Annotated in this window: 15 protein-coding genes; 7 read left to right on the top strand and 8 right to left on the bottom strand. The window is 50.0% G+C overall.

Annotated elements, in window-relative coordinates; genetic code table 11:
- Positions 1–10 precede the first annotated feature (10 nt).
- The 3 genes from citE to citC are packed head-to-tail and all read right to left on the bottom strand — an operon-like array spanning position 11 to position 2,231.
- On the bottom strand, positions 11–880 hold the full coding sequence (gene citE, locus ACQG2G_RS03395) for a citrate (pro-3S)-lyase subunit beta (protein WP_061773092.1): 870 nt from the start codon (positions 878–880) through the stop codon (positions 11–13).
- The gene (gene citD / locus ACQG2G_RS03390) at positions 877–1,170 is read right to left on the bottom strand and encodes a citrate lyase acyl carrier protein (protein ID WP_061772592.1); all 294 of its coding nucleotides are present in this window, start codon (positions 1,168–1,170) and stop codon (positions 877–879) included. The genes citE and citD overlap by 4 nt, the downstream gene beginning before the upstream one ends.
- A gap of 29 nt (positions 1,171–1,199) precedes the next feature.
- Positions 1,200–2,231 carry a [citrate (pro-3S)-lyase] ligase gene (citC, locus tag ACQG2G_RS03385; RefSeq protein ID WP_248766770.1) on the bottom strand — a complete coding sequence of 344 codons (1,032 nt, stop codon included), beginning with the start codon at positions 2,229–2,231 and terminating at the stop codon, positions 1,200–1,202.
- Between the two features lie 252 nt (positions 2,232–2,483).
- On the opposite strand from citC, the gene citS reads away from it, so the two are divergent.
- From citS to citB, 6 genes are all read left to right on the top strand, one after another.
- Complete coding sequence (citS, locus tag ACQG2G_RS03380; protein WP_248078605.1) at positions 2,484–3,824, top strand: citrate/sodium symporter CitS; 1,341 nt, start codon at positions 2,484–2,486, stop codon at positions 3,822–3,824.
- Positions 3,825–4,104: 280 nt separating this feature from the next.
- On the top strand, positions 4,105–4,344 hold the full coding sequence (locus ACQG2G_RS03375; protein ID WP_061772341.1) for an oxaloacetate decarboxylase subunit gamma: 240 nt from the start codon (positions 4,105–4,107) through the stop codon (positions 4,342–4,344).
- A 16-nt stretch (positions 4,345–4,360) separates the two neighbouring features.
- The gene (gene oadA / locus ACQG2G_RS03370) at positions 4,361–6,124 is read left to right on the top strand and encodes a sodium-extruding oxaloacetate decarboxylase subunit alpha (protein WP_348595912.1); all 1,764 of its coding nucleotides are present in this window, start codon (positions 4,361–4,363) and stop codon (positions 6,122–6,124) included.
- 12 nt (positions 6,125–6,136) lie between these two features.
- A complete protein-coding gene (locus ACQG2G_RS03365) occupies positions 6,137–7,438 on the top strand; it encodes an oxaloacetate decarboxylase subunit beta (RefSeq protein WP_061772714.1) in 1,302 nt (433 codons plus the stop codon).
- 139 nt (positions 7,439–7,577) lie between these two features.
- Positions 7,578–9,209: a citrate sensor histidine kinase CitA gene (gene citA / locus ACQG2G_RS03360; RefSeq protein ID WP_061772713.1), complete on the top strand. Its 1,632-nt coding sequence runs from the start codon at positions 7,578–7,580 to the stop codon at positions 9,207–9,209.
- Positions 9,202–9,888 (top strand): citrate response regulator transcription factor CitB, encoded by a 687-nt coding sequence (gene citB / locus ACQG2G_RS03355; RefSeq protein WP_061772712.1) that lies wholly within the window; start codon positions 9,202–9,204, stop codon positions 9,886–9,888. The genes citA and citB overlap by 8 nt, the downstream gene beginning before the upstream one ends.
- A gap of 59 nt (positions 9,889–9,947) precedes the next feature.
- Here citB and ACQG2G_RS03350 read toward each other — a convergent pair whose 3' ends face one another.
- The 4 genes from ACQG2G_RS03350 to ACQG2G_RS03335 form a co-directional block, all read right to left on the bottom strand.
- A complete protein-coding gene (locus ACQG2G_RS03350) occupies positions 9,948–12,236 on the bottom strand; it encodes a hydratase (protein WP_061772711.1) in 2,289 nt (762 codons plus the stop codon).
- A 69-nt stretch (positions 12,237–12,305) separates the two neighbouring features.
- Positions 12,306–13,568, bottom strand: coding sequence for an SLC13 family permease (locus ACQG2G_RS03345; RefSeq protein ID WP_061772710.1), 1,263 nt, complete (start codon positions 13,566–13,568; stop codon positions 12,306–12,308).
- 86 nt (positions 13,569–13,654) lie between these two features.
- A complete protein-coding gene (locus tag ACQG2G_RS03340; RefSeq protein ID WP_061772709.1) occupies positions 13,655–15,088 on the bottom strand; it encodes an anion permease in 1,434 nt (477 codons plus the stop codon).
- 82 nt (positions 15,089–15,170) lie between these two features.
- Positions 15,171–16,232 (bottom strand): 4-oxalomesaconate tautomerase, encoded by a 1,062-nt coding sequence (locus ACQG2G_RS03335; RefSeq protein WP_061772708.1) that lies wholly within the window; start codon positions 16,230–16,232, stop codon positions 15,171–15,173.
- A gap of 275 nt (positions 16,233–16,507) precedes the next feature.
- On the opposite strand from ACQG2G_RS03335, the gene ACQG2G_RS03330 reads away from it, so the two are divergent.
- Positions 16,508–17,464 carry a LysR family transcriptional regulator gene (locus tag ACQG2G_RS03330; protein ID WP_061772707.1) on the top strand — a complete coding sequence of 319 codons (957 nt, stop codon included), beginning with the start codon at positions 16,508–16,510 and terminating at the stop codon, positions 17,462–17,464.
- Positions 17,465–17,492: 28 nt separating this feature from the next.
- Here the strand turns inward: ACQG2G_RS03330 and ispH are convergent, their stop codons facing one another.
- Positions 17,493–18,443, bottom strand: coding sequence for a 4-hydroxy-3-methylbut-2-enyl diphosphate reductase (gene ispH / locus ACQG2G_RS03325; RefSeq protein WP_061772706.1), 951 nt, complete (start codon positions 18,441–18,443; stop codon positions 17,493–17,495).
- Position 18,444: the final 1 nt, after the last annotated feature.

Raw genomic sequence — 18,444 nt, 5'->3', positions numbered from 1 at the left:
GGTTCCTTCCTTAGTCACGAATACCGGAAGCCGACAGCGACACCACTTTGCGAGCGTGGTCGATAATCGGACCGTCAATCATTTTTCCATCGAGCGATACAACGCCCAGCCCACGAGACTCGGCCTCTTCCGCGGCGGCTATCACCTCCAGCGCGTAAGTGACCTCTTTGCGCGTCGGTGAATAAGCCTGATGCAAAAGCTCAATCTGACGGGGATTAACTAACGACTTGCCGTTAAATCCAAGCCCTTTCGCCAACTGAACTTCTTTCAGGAATCCTTCTTCATTATTAATATCCGACCAGACGACATCATACGCGGCAATGCCGGCGACTCGCGCCGCATGTAACACGGCGCAGCGGGCATAAAACAGCTCTGTTCCGTCGCCGCGAGAGGTGCCCATATCCATCACATAATCAAACGCAGCCAGCGCAATCGCGACCATGCGAGGGCTTGAGGTCGCAATGTCCACGGCGTTAACCACCCCCTTCGCTGACTCAATGGCGGCCATGAGTTTTGTGCTTCCCACTTCGCGTCCACACTCGCGCTCGACGCGCTCAACCTGGGCTTCCAGCTCCAGCACATCATGTTTGCTATCGGTTTTTGGCAGACGAATAATATCCACGCCGCCGCGCACCGCCGCTTCAAGATCGGCCAGACCAAAGGGTGTGTTCAGTGGATTAATGCGCACCACTTTTTCCACATCCTGATAGAAAGGATGCTGTAACGCATGATGGACAAGCAGACGGGCGGTATCTTTTTCGCGCAGCGATACGGCGTCTTCGAGATCAAACATCACCGCATCTGCGCCGTAGACAAACGAGGTGCTCAACATGGCCGCATTAGCGCCGGGAATAAACAGCATACTGCGACGAGGTTTCATAATGCGCTCCATTGAATTTCCGTTTGATCTGCCGCACGCAGCGCCGCCGCCTGCACTCTGGCGCGCAAAATACACTCCAGCGCACCTTTATCATCTACGCTAACCTGCGCGTGCTTGACACCAAGATTTGCCAGCGTCTCCCGTACAACCTGCTCGATCGCCGCGCCGAACTGCTGCTTCACCAGACTCTCCAGCTCCAGCCTGATTCCGGGTTCAGATGAGGGGCCAATCCTGATCATCACATCGCTGGATTCCAGCGTGCCTGCCAGGGCATCCTTAATGATTTCCATGAGTTATGTTCCTTGTTAACGGTACTACGTCATACGGTTTCAGTGTGTTCGGCCGCCAGGTGCTGTAAAAATGCCAGCGTGCCAGCAGGTACCAGCGCGCGTATTGCCTGCCAGTCACGTTTGGCGTACAGCTTCCTGACGCGGGATGCAGAGACGGGGGCACCGTTTTTCTCCATGCGCGCAACCTCAACAACCTTGATGGCGGATCCACGACGATTTGGGTCACCCAGGATGTCGTGCATCCGCTGGTTATAGGCGCTGGTCAGTGGGCAGAACGGCTCATTGCCAACAAAACGATGGGTTACCCCCAGTGCCGGGGCCAGGTGTTCGCGGAAAAGTTGCAGATCGATCTGGCAATGGCAGTCGTCCACCACGCCTTGTTCTTTGAGGAAATAACCTGGAAACGTCGCACGGGAGATCAGGTAAGCCGAACCTGGATGCAACGTGACATTGTCGATACCGGCAATCCCTTGCTCCATCAGCGCCCAACGGTCGGTATAAGAAAAAAATGAAGCGTCTTCTTTGACGACAAACAGATGCAACCAGTCGCACTGGGCTGCGGCTTGCTCGATGAGATAGCGATGACCCAGCGTAAAAGGGTTCGCATTCATCACGATAGCGCCAATCCTCTTTCCCGGTTGGCGATAGAGCGCCAGTTGACGGCAAAAACGCGCCAGCCGTTCGCTGCTGTTTTCCATTAACACCGCCCGTTCACCCGCCTGAGCAATGGGCCAGAATCCCGCGCCTGAAAAGAGCACGCGATTTTCGGGTTTTGTGAACAGGAAAAGCTCGCTGCGGTTTAACTCATATGCCAGCGTCAGCATCTCGGTCAGCAGCTTCAGACTGAGCCCTTCACCCTGTAGGGTGGGTGAGACAGCGATGCATTTCAGGACATTTCCGGCAAGCGCGCCACATCCCACAAGCACTCCCTGCCATTCTGCACATACCGCTATTTCGCAATCACGTTCCAGAGAAAGTCCGGCCTCTTGCAGGAAGGTCATCACCGCCTTGCGGCGTGATACATCCTTTTGTAAATAAACACGCTTAAATATCAAATTCACTATTCTGCGTCCTTCAGCAAATCACGGCACATATTTCGCCAGCGTTTATATTATCCGTCTGGAATAGACATCACATTTTTCCCGCTGCCTTTATTGTGTTTATGACTTTTATTTTTTTAATTAACTAGAGAACGTTAAATAAATTAAATCAATTAAAAACACCATCATTCAGTGAAGAGAGTCACAACTCGACTCAGGTTTAATTTATTAATATGCGCCAACCTTGCTACTTATCAATACAGGATGATGTGTATGACTAACATGACCCAAGCCCCAGCGGCGGAAAGGAAGGGGGTTAGCGATTTACTGGGATTTAAAATATTTGGTATGTCGCTACCGCTTTACGCTTTCGCGTTAATTACTTTATTACTTTCTCATTTTTATAATGCATTGCCTACTGACGTGGTTGGCGGATTTGCCATCATGTTTATTATTGGCGCTATGTTTGGGGAGATAGGTAAACGCCTGCCCATTTTCAACAAATACATTGGCGGTGCGCCGGTGATGATATTTCTGGTTGCTGCCTGGTTCGTTTATGCAGGGGTATTCACCCAGAAAGAAATCGACGCTATCAGCAACGTCATGGATAAAAGTAACTTTCTTAACCTGTTTATCGCAGTATTGATTACTGGCGCGATCCTGTCAGTTAACCGTAAATTGCTGCTGAAATCGCTGCTGGGCTATATCCCCACCATTCTGACAGGGATTATCGGCGCATCACTTTTCGGTATCGCCATTGGCCTGTGCTTTGGTATTCCGGTAGACCGCATCATGATGCTGTACGTCCTGCCGATTATGGGCGGTGGCAACGGTGCAGGGGCCGTTCCGCTTTCAGAAATCTACCATTCCGTTACGGGTCGTTCTCGCGAAGAGTACTACTCAACCGCTATCGCTATTCTGACCATTGCCAATATCTTCGCGATTATTTTCGCCGCGGTACTCGATATCGTCGGAAAAAAATACGCCTGGCTCAGCGGTGAAGGTGAGCTGGTGCGTAAAGCGTCCTTTAAAACGGAAGACGATGAAAAAGCTGGCCAGATTACCCACAGAGAAACAGCAGTGGGTCTGGTGTTGGCCACTACCTGCTTCCTGCTGGCCTATGTTGTGGCGAAAAAAATTCTGCCGAGCATCGGTGGCGTCTCCATTCACTACTTTGCGTGGATGGTGCTGATCGTCGCAGCGTTGAACGCATCAGGTCTTTGCTCACCGGAAATTAAAGCCGGGGCGAAACGCCTGTCAGATTTCTTTTCAAAACAGCTGCTGTGGGTCCTGATGGTCGGTGTCGGCGTGTGTTACACCGACTTGCAGGAAATTATCGATGCCCTGACGTTTGCGAACGTGGTTATCGCCGCCATCATCGTTGTCGGTGCTGTGGTGGGTGCAGCTATCGGCGGGTGGCTGATTGGCTTCTACCCCATTGAATCCTCCATTACTGCGGGGCTTTGTATGGCAAACCGGGGTGGCTCCGGCGATCTGGAAGTCCTTTCCGCCTGCAACCGTATGAATCTTATCTCTTATGCACAAATCTCCTCTCGTCTGGGCGGCGGTATTGTGCTTGTTATCGCAAGCATCGTGTTTAGCATGATGGCGTAAAAAATACGCACGGCGGTGTATACCCAAAATAATTCGAGTTGCATGAAGGCGGCAAGAGAGTGAATCCCCAGGAGCATAGGTAACTATGTGACTGGGGTGAGCGAACGCAGCCAACGCACATGCAGCTTGAAGTATGACGGGTATTTAGCGCAAACAACCAGGTGAAAAGTAGAGGCCAGCGCCGGGAGCGGCAGAAGGAAATCCACTCTACCCCTTAGCCGGATACACCTGGAGGTTTGCGGTCAAAGGCATCGCCGTGCCTCTACTCTGGAAAACATTGATGTCTGATGCAGCTCTGTTGGGTGAAGGCTTAACCCTGATGCTTCTCGGTATGGGATTCGTCATGACGTTCCTGTTACTGCTGATCCTTGCCATACGGGGAATGTCCACGGTGATTAACCGCTTCTTTCCTGAACCTGTTGCTGTTCCGGCGCCGGTATCCGCGCCCGCACTGGACGACTTCACCCGCTTAAAGCCGGTGATTGCCGCAGCCATTCACCATCACCGCTATCACGCTTAATTTCAAGGAGGAATCCATGACCGTTGCTATTACCGATGTCGTCTTGCGCGACGCCCACCAGTCCCTGTTCGCCACCCGCCTTCGTCTTGACGACATGCTGCCCATTGCCGCCGCCCTCGATGACGTCGGCTACGGCTCTCTCGAATGCTGGGGCGGAGCCACCTTTGACGCCTGCATTCGCTTTCTCGGCGAAGACCCGTGGGTTCGCCTGCGTGAGTTGAAAAAAGCAATGCCGAAAACCCCGCTGCAGATGCTACTGCGCGGCCAGAACCTGCTCGGCTACCGCCACTACGCTGATGACGTGGTGGAACGCTTTGTGGAGCGGGCAGTGAAGAATGGCATGGACGTGTTCCGCGTCTTCGATGCCATGAACGACCCGCGCAACATGAAGGCCGCCCTGCAGGCGGTTCGCAGCCACGGCGCGCACGCCCAGGGCACGCTAAGCTACACCACCAGCCCGGCCCACACCTTACAGACCTGGCTGGATCTGACCGAACAACTGCTGGAGACCGGCGTCGATTCGATTGCCATAAAGGATATGTCCGGCATTCTGACGCCGGGAGCGGCATATGAACTGGTCAGTGAAATCAAAAAGCGCTATGACGTCCGCCTGCATCTGCATGCGCATGCCACCACTGGCATGGCGGAAATGACGCTGTTGAAGGCTATTGAGGCGGGCGTCGACAGCGTCGATACGGCTATCTCATCAATGAGCGCTACCTACGGCCATCCGGCAACCGAAACGCTGGTTGCCACGCTCGCCGGAACGGAACATGACACCGGGCTGGATATCCATAAGCTGGAGAACATCGCCGCATACTTCCGCGACGTGCGCAAAAAATACCACACCTTTGAAGGCCAGCTTAAAGGCTATGACAGCCGTATTCTGGTCGCCCAGGTTCCTGGCGGCATGCTCACCAACCTCGAGAGCCAGCTAAAGCAGCAGAACGCGGCGGACAAACTGGATCAGGTGCTGGCGGAGATCCCCCGCGTTCGCGAGGATCTCGGCTTTATCCCGCTGGTCACCCCAACATCACAGATTGTCGGCACCCAGGCGGTGCTCAACGTGCTGACCGGAGAACGCTATAAAACCATCGCGAAAGAGACCGCTGGCATTCTGAAAGGTGAGTACGGCCATACACCAGCCCCGGTCAATGCCGCCCTGCAGGCACGAGTACTGAAAGGTGCTCAGCCAGTTACCTGCCGCCCGGCGGATTTGTTGAAGCCTGAGCTGGCGCAACTCGAAGGGGATATCACACGCCAGGCGCAGGAAAAGGGCATCACGCTTGCTGACAATGCTATCGACGACGTGCTGACCGTCGCGCTGTTCCCGCAGCCTGGGATGAAGTTCCTGGAGAATCGTAATAATCCGGCGGCATTTGAGCCGGTACAGCAGGTGGTGGAGAGAAAATCGGCCGAAAAAGCAGAAAAAGCGGCGGCGTCCGGCATCTACACGGTGGAAGTAGAAGGCAAAGCCTTTGTCGTGAAAGTGAGTAACGGCGGCGATATTAACCCGTTCGCGCCGTCTGCCACTCTTCCTTCTGCAGCCCCCGCGCCGGCAGGTGCAGGCACCCCGGTAACCGCGCCGCTGGCAGGCAATATCTGGAAGGTCATTGCGACAGAAGGACAGGCCGTTGATAAAGGTGACGTACTGTTGATTCTGGAAGCCATGAAGATGGAAACCGAGATTCGCGCCGCACAAGCCGGAACCGTCCGCAATATCACGGTGAAAGCCGGAGATGCCGTGGCAGTAGGTGATACCCTGATGATGCTGGCGTAAGGAACGGAAGAAATGGAAAGTCTGAATGCCCTGATTCAGGGGATGGGGCTAATGAACCTCAGCATTGGCCAGGCCATCATGCTGCTGGTGAGCCTGCTGCTGCTGTGGCTGGCGATTTCGAAGAAGTTCGAACCCCTGCTGCTGCTGCCAATTGGCTTCGGTGGTCTGCTCTCCAATATCCCGGAAGCCGGACTGGCGCTAACTGCGCTCGAAAATCTGCTGGCACACCACGATGCCGGGCAGCTGGCGGTCATCGCTGCAAAGCTGAACTGCGCCCCGGACGCACACGCGATTAAAGAGGCATTAGCGCTGGCGCTGCCGTCCGTCCAAGCCCAGATGGAAAATCTGGCGGTGGATATGGGTTACTCGTCAGGCGTACTGGCGCTGTTCTATAAAGTGGCGATTGGCTCCGGCGTGGCGCCATTGGTTATCTTCATGGGCGTCGGGGCAATGACCGATTTCGGCCCGCTGCTGGCAAACCCGCGTACCTTGCTGCTGGGCGCGGCGGCACAGTTCGGTATCTTCGCCACCGTACTGGGGGCGCTGACGCTGAACTACTTCGGGTTCATCGACTTCAACATGCCACAGGCAGCGGCAATCGGCATCATCGGCGGTGCGGACGGTCCAACTGCGATTTACCTCTCCAGCAAGCTGGCACCGGAACTGCTCGGGGCGATTGCGGTAGCAGCCTACTCCTATATGGCGCTGGTACCGCTGATTCAGCCGCCGATTATGAAGGCGCTGACCACGGAAAAAGAGCGCAATATCCGCATGGTGCAACTGCGTACGGTGGGCAAGCGGGAGAAGATCCTGTTTCCGGTGCTGTTGTTGCTGCTGGTGGCGCTGCTGCTGCCGGACGCAGCACCGCTGCTGGGGATGTTCTGCTTTGGCAACCTGATGCGTGAAAGCGGCGTGGTGGAGCGTCTGAGTGACACCGTACAAAACGGGTTGATCAATATTGTGACGATATTCCTCGGTCTTTCTGTCGGAGCGAAGCTGGTGGCTGATAAATTCCTGCAGCCGCAAACGTTGGGTATTTTGCTGCTGGGGGTGATCGCATTTGGCATCGGTACTGCCGCAGGCGTGCTGATGGCGAAGCTAATGAACAGGTACAGCAAGAATCCAATTAACCCACTGATTGGCTCGGCCGGTGTCTCTGCGGTACCGATGGCGGCTCGCGTCTCCAACAAGGTAGGTCTGGAGTCGGACTCGCAGAATTTCTTGCTCATGCATGCGATGGGACCTAACGTTGCTGGGGTAATTGGCTCCGCTATCGCCGCAGGTGTGATGCTGAAATACGTGCTGGCAATGTGACAATGTATGGGGTACGCGCACCGTATCCCATGCCCATCTAAACCCTAAATATTTTCTAAAAAAATGATAACTATGAACTGGCGCAGACATTGATTTCGCCGGATACCTAACAATTCCTTTTTTTAATCTTTCTTTACGTATGCCTATTCCAAAAACTACACAGTGGTTTTCCCTGCGCTCCTTTCAGAATCGCATCTTTCTGCTGATTCTATTCACATCAACAATGGTCATGCTTGCCATGTCCTGGTACCTCACTAACATCACAAAAGATCGACTGCACTATCAGGTTGGCCAGCGAGCGCTTATCCAGGCCATGCAAATTTCTGCGATGCCTGGACTCGTTGAGGCCGTACAGCATAACGACGGCGCGCGGATCAAAGCTCTGATTGATCCTATGCGCTCCTTTTCCGATGCGACATATATTACTGTGGGTGATGAAAGAGGACGTCGCTTATATCACGTTAATCCCAATGAGATTGGGAAAGCCATGGAAGGCGGTGACAATGATGATGCACTCCTGAACGCCAAAAGCTATGTCTCAGTGCGGAAAGGTTCGCTGGGTTCATCGCTACGCGGAAAATCCCCTATCCAGGACAGTAAGGGGAGAGTCATCGGCATTGTTTCTGTCGGGTATACGATTGAACAGCTGGATAACTGGCTTAATCTGCAAACGGGTTCATTAATGATGCCCATGGTCAGTTTATTACTTCTGCTCCTCTACTGCGCCCGACGCTTTTCCCTGCATATTAAAAAGCAGATGCTCAATATGGAACCTCAGCAACTTTCGCAGTTGCTGATCCAACAGAGCGTGTTGTTCGAGTCCGTATTTGAAGGGCTTATCGCCATTGACTCGCTTTACCACATCACCGCGATTAATCAAACGGCTCGCCGTATGCTTAATCTTAGCCAGCCCGAAGCCGAGCTTATCGGCAATGCTATTGCCAGCGTCGTCACCCCCGAAGCGTTTTTCTATGATGCGCCACAGAAAAATAAAAAGGATGAGATTGTCACGTTCAACGACATTAAGGTCATTGCCAGCCGTATGGCGGTGATCCTGAACAACCAGCCTCAGGGGTGGGTGATTAGCTTTCGCAGCAAAGATGATATTAACACCCTGAGTCTGCAACTCAGCCAGGTGCGGCAATATGCCGACAACCTGCGAGCCGTACAGCATGAACATCGCAACCTCATCTCAGCCATCGCTGGGTTTCTGTATTTGAAACGCTATGACCACGCGCTGGCTCTGATTCACCAGCAATCAGAAAGCCACCAGAAAGTGCTGGATTTTATTACGCGTTGTTTCAGAGACAGCCATCTTGCGGGGTTGCTGATCGGCAAGTACTACAGAGCCAAAGAGCTGGGGCTGGAGCTTGTTTTCGACCCTGCCTGCTACGTTGATTCGACATTACCGACGGTGCTATCCCCCAGCGAATGGATTTCGATCGTCGGTAATCTGCTGGATAACGCCTATAACGCCACGTTACGCCACGAAGGCGGATCGCGGCAGATTGAATGTCTGATCAGCTGCGACGGGCACGAAGTGATCATAGAAATAGCCGATCAGGGATGTGGGATTGATGAAACACTCCGCGATCGCATTTTTGAACGTGGCGTCACCAGCAGCGACAGTGGCGACCACGGTATTGGATTATGGCTGGTGCATAGTTACGTCGAACAAGCTGGCGGCAGTATTGTCGTCGAGAACAATATTCCTTTTGGCACCATTTTTACCCTTTATATTCCCCTTACCAGAGATGAACATCATGGATAGCATCACTACCCTTATCGTTGAAGACGAGCCTTTGTTGGCGGAAATCCTGGTGGATACCATCAAACAATTTCCCCAGTTCAGCGTAGTTGGCATTGCGGACAAACTGGAAAGCGCAAAAAAACTGCTTCGCCTCTATCAGCCCCAACTCATTTTACTGGATAATTTTCTGCCGGATGGCAAGGGGCCAGATCTGATTCGCCACGCTGTTAACATGAATTACAAAGGGCGCATTATTTTCATCACCGCTGATAACCATATGGACACCATCAGCGAAGCGTTACGTTTAGGTGTATTCGATTACCTGATTAAGCCCGTTCATTATCAACGCCTGCAACATACTCTTGAGCGTTTCGCTCGCTATCGCAGCTCACTGCGCTCCAGTGAACAAGCCAGCCAAACCCATGTGGATACGCTGTTTAATATTCAGGCTCGTGAACAAACCGAGCCAGCCAATACGTTGCTGCGCGGTATTGACGAAAACACGTTTAACCGTATGTTGCAGCTGTTTTCCCTCCCGGATACTGTGCATACCGCCGATTCTCTGGCCCGCATCCTCGGCAGCAGTAAGACCACCGCACGCCGCTATCTGGAACAAGGGGTCAAGAATGATTTACTCGAAGCGGAAATCAGCTATGGCAAAGTGGGCAGACCGGAACGTATCTATCGTGGTAAAGCCTGAGATGGGTTTAGCCTTCAGTAAAAAACGGGATGCTATAGCATCCCGTTTCGTTACGCTTATCAGGCAATACTTTTTTTCAGTTGCTGCCTGTTGTAATTAATCAAACTCCCTGCCTTGATTATCTCACGTTCAGATGGCGTCAATGCCTCCATATAAAGCGAAATCCGTTTAACGGGCCCGGCATGGCGGATGACATAAGCCGTAATATCACTGAGGTCGGAATCTAATGCGGAAGTTATTCCAGGAATATAGATAAAATCACCCACTTCAAAATCTGGCGCTTCCTTCATCTGCAGCGGCAACATCCCCCAGTTAATTACGTTCGAACGATAACGCTTGGTGGCATACTCCTGCGTAATATTTGCCAGACCACCAATGACGCGTTGACAGCTGGCCGCCTGTTCTCGCGCAGAACCATCGCCAGGTTTTACCGCATAGACCATACTGCCAATTCCCGTTTGTTGCACAGTGACATTCTCTTGTCCCGGTAGCTGACGGATCTGCGCGAAAATATTCCCCAGTTCCGGATCCAGCTTACAAGGGTCTTCACCCGCCACGCGCTGTTGTTCCAGTGCCGCAATCGCTTTGCTACGCCCTACATAGCCGGGATCGCGGCGCGAAAGCGTGAACTCTGCAAGTCCCAATGGATTAGAACGAAACGATGACGTTTCGCCGGAAGGGATAAGTTCGTCAGTGGTCGTCACCGGATCCATGATCTTCGAGGTCACGTTCAACAGAATGTTATCCATTAATTCGCTCATCTCCGGCCAGTCCTTGATATTAGGACCATAGATCAAAGGTTGCTGGCTAGCCCCTTTAATAAACCCTTGATAAACGCGGTTTGTATAGGGTGACACATCAAATTCATATTCTGGAATAGTCCCCCAACAATCGAGTTCAGAGGCCGATGTCAGTAAACCGCCATTGGCAGCCGTCGCCGCAATTGAGCGGGCATCCATCAGGGCCACAGCCGACATTTGGCCATTGCCAGGTTTGGAGCCTTCACGGTTCGGGAAGTTACGCGTGGTGTGACGAATACTCAGCCCATTATTCATCAGCGTATCACCTGCACCGAAACACGGACCGCAAAAGGCGGTACGGATAACTGCGCCAGCACTCATGAGATCGCTAATCATCCCTTTTTTCGTTAACGCCATCATCACCGGCTGAGATGACGGATAGATCGAAAGGGAGAAAATATTGTCGCCACAGGAATGATGCTTCAGGGCATTGGCGGCTTCCACCACATTGACATAGTTCCCCCCTGAACAACCGGCAATGATCCCCTGCTGAACCCGTAATTTTCCGTTTTCAATTTTGTCCAATAAGGAGAGCTTTGCGCGCCCCAGCGACATTTTTTCGGACTCGATTTCAACGTCTCGCAGGATATCCTGTAAATTCTCATTAAGCGTATCAATTTCATAAACGTTTGCAGGATGAAACGGCAAGGCAATCATTGGTTTAATACTGCTTAAATCCACCTCAATACAACCATCATAGTAAGCCATATCTTTTGCCGACAGCGCCAGATACTCTTTTTCTCTTCCATGCGCCTGCAGATATCTTTTCGTCTCTTCATCCGTTTGCCAGATTGAAGAGAGGCAGGTGGTTTCGGTCGTCATCACATCGATGCTGTTCCTGAAATCAGTGGACATCGTTGCCACACCTGGCCCCACAAACTCCATGATTTTATTCTTAACGTAACCACGCCTGAAAACCGCCCCAATGATCGCCAGAGCAATATCCTGAGGCCCAACGCCAGGAGCCGGTTTTCCGGTTAAATAAACAGCAACAACATCAGGATAGTTAATATCCCAGGTATCGCCCAGCAGTTGCTTAACCAACTCTCCCCCGCCTTCACCAACCGCCATCGTACCCAACGCGCCATAACGCGTGTGGCTATCTGAGCCGAGGATCATTTTTCCTCCTCCGGCCATCATCTCGCGCATGTATTGATGGATGACAGAAATATGCGGAGGAACATAGATCCCGCCATATTTCTGGGCAGACGACAAACCAAAGATATGATCATCGCTATTAATGGTACCACCAACAGCACATAATGAATTATGGCAGTTGGTCAGTACATAAGGTAACGGAAAGCGTTCCATTCCAGAGGCTTTTGCAGTCTGGATAATCCCCACAAAGGTGATATCGTGTGAGGCCATTGAATCAAACTTTATTTTTAACTTATCTTCATCTCCTGACGTGTTATGCGATGACAAAATAGACCATGATATTGTTCGTTTACGCGCATCACATTTATTCATTGTGATTGAACATTTATTTTCTGGAATAATACCATGCTGATGGGACAGATAGATCCCCTGCTCATATAGCTTAATCATATACATCCTTAGATTTAGAAAAAATATTGACTCAACTTGCTACTCGTTAATATCCACGAACAATATCGCTTATGGATAAAACGGGAAAAACACAGGTAACAAAATAAAACTAACGATTCCTGAGATAACGATAAGTGGTAAACCGACTTTTACATAATCAGTGAATTTATAACCGCCAGCAGAAAATATCATCATATTCGCCGGTGTTCCGACAGGTGTCGCATAGGCACATGAACATCCGATCACTATCGCCATTAATACTGCTCGAGGGTCTGCTCCCATGGTATTAGCAATCGACAACCCAATAGGAATTAATAAAGCCGCAGTTGCCGTATTTGACATGAAATTTGTCAATGCGCAGGAAATTACCAATACCGCGCTTAAAAGTAAAAACGGTGACGCCTGCTGACCAAGCAGATCGATAATTGATCGGGCCATGATTTCGCCCGCCCCCGTTGTCTCAAGCGCCCTCGCCAGCGCTAATGTACCGCCAAAAAGAAAAATCGTTTGCGAATCGATAGACTGATAAGCTTGTTTTTCAGTGATCACACGAGTGACGATTAATGACAGCGCACCGATAGCGCCGATGATGGCGATCGGTAAACCGATTTTATTTTCAAAGATCATTCCTGATACGGTAAACACCAACACTGAAAGTGCAATGACTTTCTTATATTTTGGACATTCTACTTTTTTGATACTTTTCCCTCTCTGATTGGCAATAATATTATTGCCCGGTAAAATTTTATATCCAATGGTCAGAAAATAAAGGATGCCACACAACAGCATCGGAACACCCAGTTTGGCATACTCAAAAAAACCGAAACGCTGTCCAACGTGTTCTAGTGCCGACTGGGCAATGAGGTTACCGGGTGAACCAATCAGAGAAAGATTTCCACCTAGCGCAGATGCAAAAGCTAATGGCATAAGAAGACGGGATTGCGCATACCCTGATTTCACGGCGGCCCCAATCACGACCGGAATTAAAACCGCAGCGGTTCCGGTATTGGATAAAAAGCCAGAAAGGAGACCACAAACTAACATGATAATAACGATCAACTGTTTTTCCGATCGCGCATAACGGGTAACTATGCTACCAATTTCATCCGTAACGCCTGTTTCAAACAGCGCGCCTCCCACCACAAACATTGCCACGAATAAAATGACATTCTGATTAATAAAACCAGAAAAGGCTGTTTTGACATCAAAAACACCGGTAACGACTAATGTAATGCATACAATCATTGCGGTTGCCGCTAAGGGTATTTTCTCCCAAACAAACATTACAATCGAAAAAACCAATAGTGATAATGTGATTGCTACTGGAGACATAAATATATTGCACCTTGTTATGTCGTTGTTGACAAGTAATTACTGGGAAGCCGGGCGACCATTGCCGCCCAGTTTATTTTAAAATATTAGATTACCTTCCATGAGATCAGCAGTTCCCACCACCACACACCTAAGGTAATGTGCACAATAAAAGTGAGGAGTGCCAATATACCGCCAGTAAGCCACCAGGATTTAATATCGTTATAGCCTACACCAAATATAACCGGACCGGCTGCGCCACCATAATGGGTAACCATACCACCATAGGAATTACTAAACAGCAGCGCCAGAGCAGTGAGCATTAGCGGTGCGCCAGAGGCATTTGCTAGCATTGCAAAGACAGGGATCATTGCCACAATATAAGCACTACCAGATGCAAAGAAATACCGAACCAGAATACTCAATGTCACTATAATGATAAATGCGACAATGCCATGATCGCCAAAAGAAATATTTTTCTCCAGTACATCAGCCAACCATAAGAAAAAACCCACTTTTGACAGCAATGAACTCAAACCGATAATACCACCATACCAGATAAGGGTATTCCAGCCGCCTTTGTTTTTTATAACATCATCCCAGGTAACGATTTTTAACACCAGCATCAATGTCATTACGCAAATGGCGACAGTTGACTCATTCACTCCCAGTGATTTACTAAAAACCCATCCTCCCAGCGCCATAACAAACAGGCAGCTCAACATTTTTTCACGCAACGTCATGGGTCCCAAAGCGTCAATGCCCGCTTTCGCTATTTTTTTATTGTCGACTCTCTTCAATTCAGGTGGGTTTATCTTGTACGTTATGTACGGCGTCAGTAAAAGCATAACAATACCTGGCAATCCGCCTGCCAGTGCCCAACCGCCCCAACTCAACTTAATATTGCAAATATCCTCAATCATTTTGAGAGCAAGGATATTCCCGGCCATTGCGGTGAAAAACATATAACTGGTGGTTTTTGTCACCATATATATATTCATCATCAGATAATGACCAACGCGTTTTGCGCTTTGCTCGGGTTCAGAACCCAATGCTACCGCAACACTGTTGATAATCGGTAAAACAATACCGCCAGCACGAGCAGTATTGGAAGGTGTTGCTGGAGCCAGAATCAGATCAAGAAAAGCAGTAACATAACCTAACCCCAGCGTGGTGCTGCCAATTTTTCCGATAAGGATATAGGCAATACGCTTACCTAAACCGGTAATCACAAACGCCGCACTCAGCGTAAAAGCTGAGAAGACGAGCCATGTCGTCCCTGATGAGTAACCACTTAAAACACTTGCTGCTTTTATCGAACCATCCCCCAAATTACCCACAATAACCATTGATGCCGCAACGGCAATCAATAATACGACAGGCTCAGAAAATGGTTTTATAACTAACCCGACAATCGCCGCAAGATAAATACCAGACAAAACCCAGGCAAGTTTCGTTAATCCTTCCGGTGTCGGACACAACCCCATCATTACTGGTATCGCTATTAAAAAAAGCAGCTTCCATAAAATATTCCGTTGCATTTCCAATCCTTAGCCGCATCCGCTATTTAAGTATGCATGTACTGCACACTCACCTGGCGAAATGCCTTCGCTGTTTTTACATTTAATAACTATTGGGAAGATAAACCGTTCCGGACAGGATCTTACGCGCAGTACGAATCACCGAAGCGCGGATATCTTCAGGATATTCACCATCGTTACTTAAATTAACGTCAATGCCACCGCTTGGGTGTTCAACTTTAATTACGCCATATTCTGATATCTGAGTAAGCTCGTTAACGATGGTTCCTGGAATAATACAGGAACTTGCAAGTCCAATTGCCCCCGTTATCGCGAGTGATTTATGACAATTATGCGGCATAAAATAACGGACATTGACGGTCCCCCCCCGTTGAGCAGGAGAAATTAGAACCGGTTTTGGGATCACCTTATCCGAAACATCACCAAATCCCATCGCGGCACCGGCTTGTTTACGAATAGACTCAAGGCGTTGAAACAGAGCGTTATCCTGATCCAACTCGCTGGCAGATTCGTAACCCGTTTTGCCCAGACTCTGCGCGGGAATAATCACCATGGGCATTGCCATATCGATACAGGTAACACGAATATCATCAAAAACATCAACCCGATTGCCACTTGGGAAAAGGTGTCCTGACTTAGCTCCCGCGGCATTTAAGAAGGTCAGACCAACAGGGGCGGCATAGCCTGGCACACCATCAATCTTTGTATCTCCGTCGTAAACCACCTTTCCATTCGGCGTTTGAATATCAGCATCAATAAATGTATTAGTGTTAACATTTCGTATACGCACACGTGTTACCGGAGATAATGGCTCAACTAATCCATGTTCAATAGCAAACCCACCAACGGCACATAGCATATTTCCACAGTTTGGGGTGGTATCAACCCGACGCTCGTTGACAATGACCTGTACAAAAAGATAATCAATATCCGCATCCGGATTTTTGGATTTACTCACAATAGCCACTTTGCTGGTTTGTGGGCTTCCCCCGCCAATCCCATCTATTTCCAGTTCATGACCCGACCCCATTATGGTTAACAGAACTTCATTGCGTTCTTGAATATTTTCGGGCAAATCTGTCGCTAACAGGAAGGCACCTTTAGAGGTTCCTCCACGCATTAATACACAGGGAATACGCTGCATGCTATTTTCCTTAAAAAATGAGAATTGAATAAAATTAAATAAAACAGACATGGTGATTTTTATGTTTTTTAAGTTTTTTATTTACCTAAATAACACCCAACAAAAAAACACACCATGCGGGCTTTGTATCAATTCTACTTGCAAGGATTTCAGCGATTGATAAAATTAAATCATAAGACTTATACCATTTCGGAACGAATACGAGACTGGCTCTTTTTTTGCTATTGTCATGTTATTTTATAAGCATGATTTTTATTACTGGTTACGGAGTAATAATGAAAAATGAACTGTCTGGAATGAAAGCCTTCGTCACCATCGCAGAGCTTGGCTCATTTAGCAAAGCGGCAGAAGTGCTGAATCTTACGCAACCTGCATTAACCAGAAAAATAAAAAAAATAGAGGGCAACCTTAATATTTGCCTGTTCGAGAGAACGACACGGAAAGTCTCGCTTACGCCAGCAGGGAAACTGCTTCTTCCGGAGGCAAAGTCTTTACTCTCCAGCCTCGACGCTGCCATTATCAATATCAGCGATCTCAACTCAAATTTGCATGATACGGTAACGCTCTCTTGTATTCCGACGGCAGTCTTTTACTTTCTACCCCGAGCGATCGTTCAATTTAATCAGCGCTACCCCAATATTAAAGTGCGAATTTATGAGCAAGGTATAGAAACGTGTATGGACTCAGTGCGTAAAGGGGATGTCGACTTTGGAATAAACATGAACCTGGTCACATATCCAGACGTCGATTTTATTCCTCTGGTGAATGAACCATTCGTGCTGGCTTGCCGACAGGATCATCCCCTGGCGAGCAGGAAGTTAGTAGAATGGCGAGAGCTTGTGACACAAACGTTAATTGGTGTGCGAAAATCCAGCGGCAATAGACAATTGATCGAAAGAAGCCTGGCAGATAAACCATGGAAACTGGACTGGTTTTACGAGGTCAGACATTTATCTACATCCCTTGGACTTGTGGAAGCGGGGCTTGGGGTCTCAGCAGTCCCCTGTCTGGCAATGCCTCATAGCGGGAATAGTACTGTCGTCAGCGTACCGCTTGTTGAGCCCGTGATCAGACGTACGTTAGGCATGATCCGCGTAAAAAACCGCCCTCTTTCCGCCGCAGCAGAACGCTTTGCGTCGTTATTACTGCTCATGTGGACCGATGAAGCGGGAGCATTATGGCGTAACGTCGTGGGTGCCTCTTTAGACCATAAAAAAATGCCAGACATGTAGTCTGGCATTGTTTTTTCAAAGGGGGTGATTATTCCACTTCACGTGCATCAATACGCAGCTCTTTCGGGACTTCGAAGACGATGTTTTCTTCGCGGCCTTCCAGCGGAACGGCTTCACCACCACCCAGTTCCTGCAGACGGGTGATCACGTTCTGCACCAGGATATCCGGCGCGGAAGCCCCTGCGGTGACACCGACACAGGCCGCGTTTTTCACCCATGCTTCCTGAATGTCCGTCGCGTCGTCAATCAGAAACGCCGCCTTGCCCATGCGCTGCGCCAGTTCGGCCAGACGGTTGGAGTTAGAGGAGTTTTTCGAGCCGACCACCAGCACCACGTCCGCCTGTTCAGCCAGCGCACGCACCGCTTCCTGGCGGTTAGTGGTTGCGTAGCAGATATCATCTTTACGCGGCCCGACGATTTTCGGGAAACGCTGGCGCAATGCGTCAATCACATCCGACGTATCATCAACTGAAAGCGTGGTCTGCGTCATGAACGACAGACGGGCTTCGTTTTTCACGTTCAGCGTAAGAACATCTTCTGGCGACTCCACCAGATACATCCCCCCTTCCGGGTTGCTGTACTGGCCCATAGTGCCTTCGACTTCCGGATGACCCGCATGACCAATCAGGATCGACTCTTCACCGCGACGGCTGGCGCGCGCCACTTCCATATGCACTTTGGTTACCAACGGACAGGTGGCGTCGAACACCGTCAAATCACGGTTTTTCGCTTCGTTACGTACCGCCTGGGAGACACCGTGTGCGGAGAAAATCAGGATCGCGCCGTCCGGCACTTCGCTGATCTGCTCAATGAAGATTGCACCGCGTTCACGCAGGCTGTCGACCACGTAACGGTTATGTACAACTTCGTGACGCACGTAAATCGGCGCGCCGTAAATCTCCAGCGCGTTTTCAACAATGCTGATAGCGCGGTCTACACCGGCGCAGAAGCCGCGCGGGTTAGCCAACAGGATCTGCATT

The sequence above is a fragment of the Enterobacter cloacae complex sp. 382A5 genome, from assembly GCF_050031095.1.
Lineage (GTDB): Bacteria > Pseudomonadota > Gammaproteobacteria > Enterobacterales > Enterobacteriaceae > Enterobacter > Enterobacter cloacae.
This window is presented reverse-complemented; position numbering and strand designations above follow the sequence as displayed.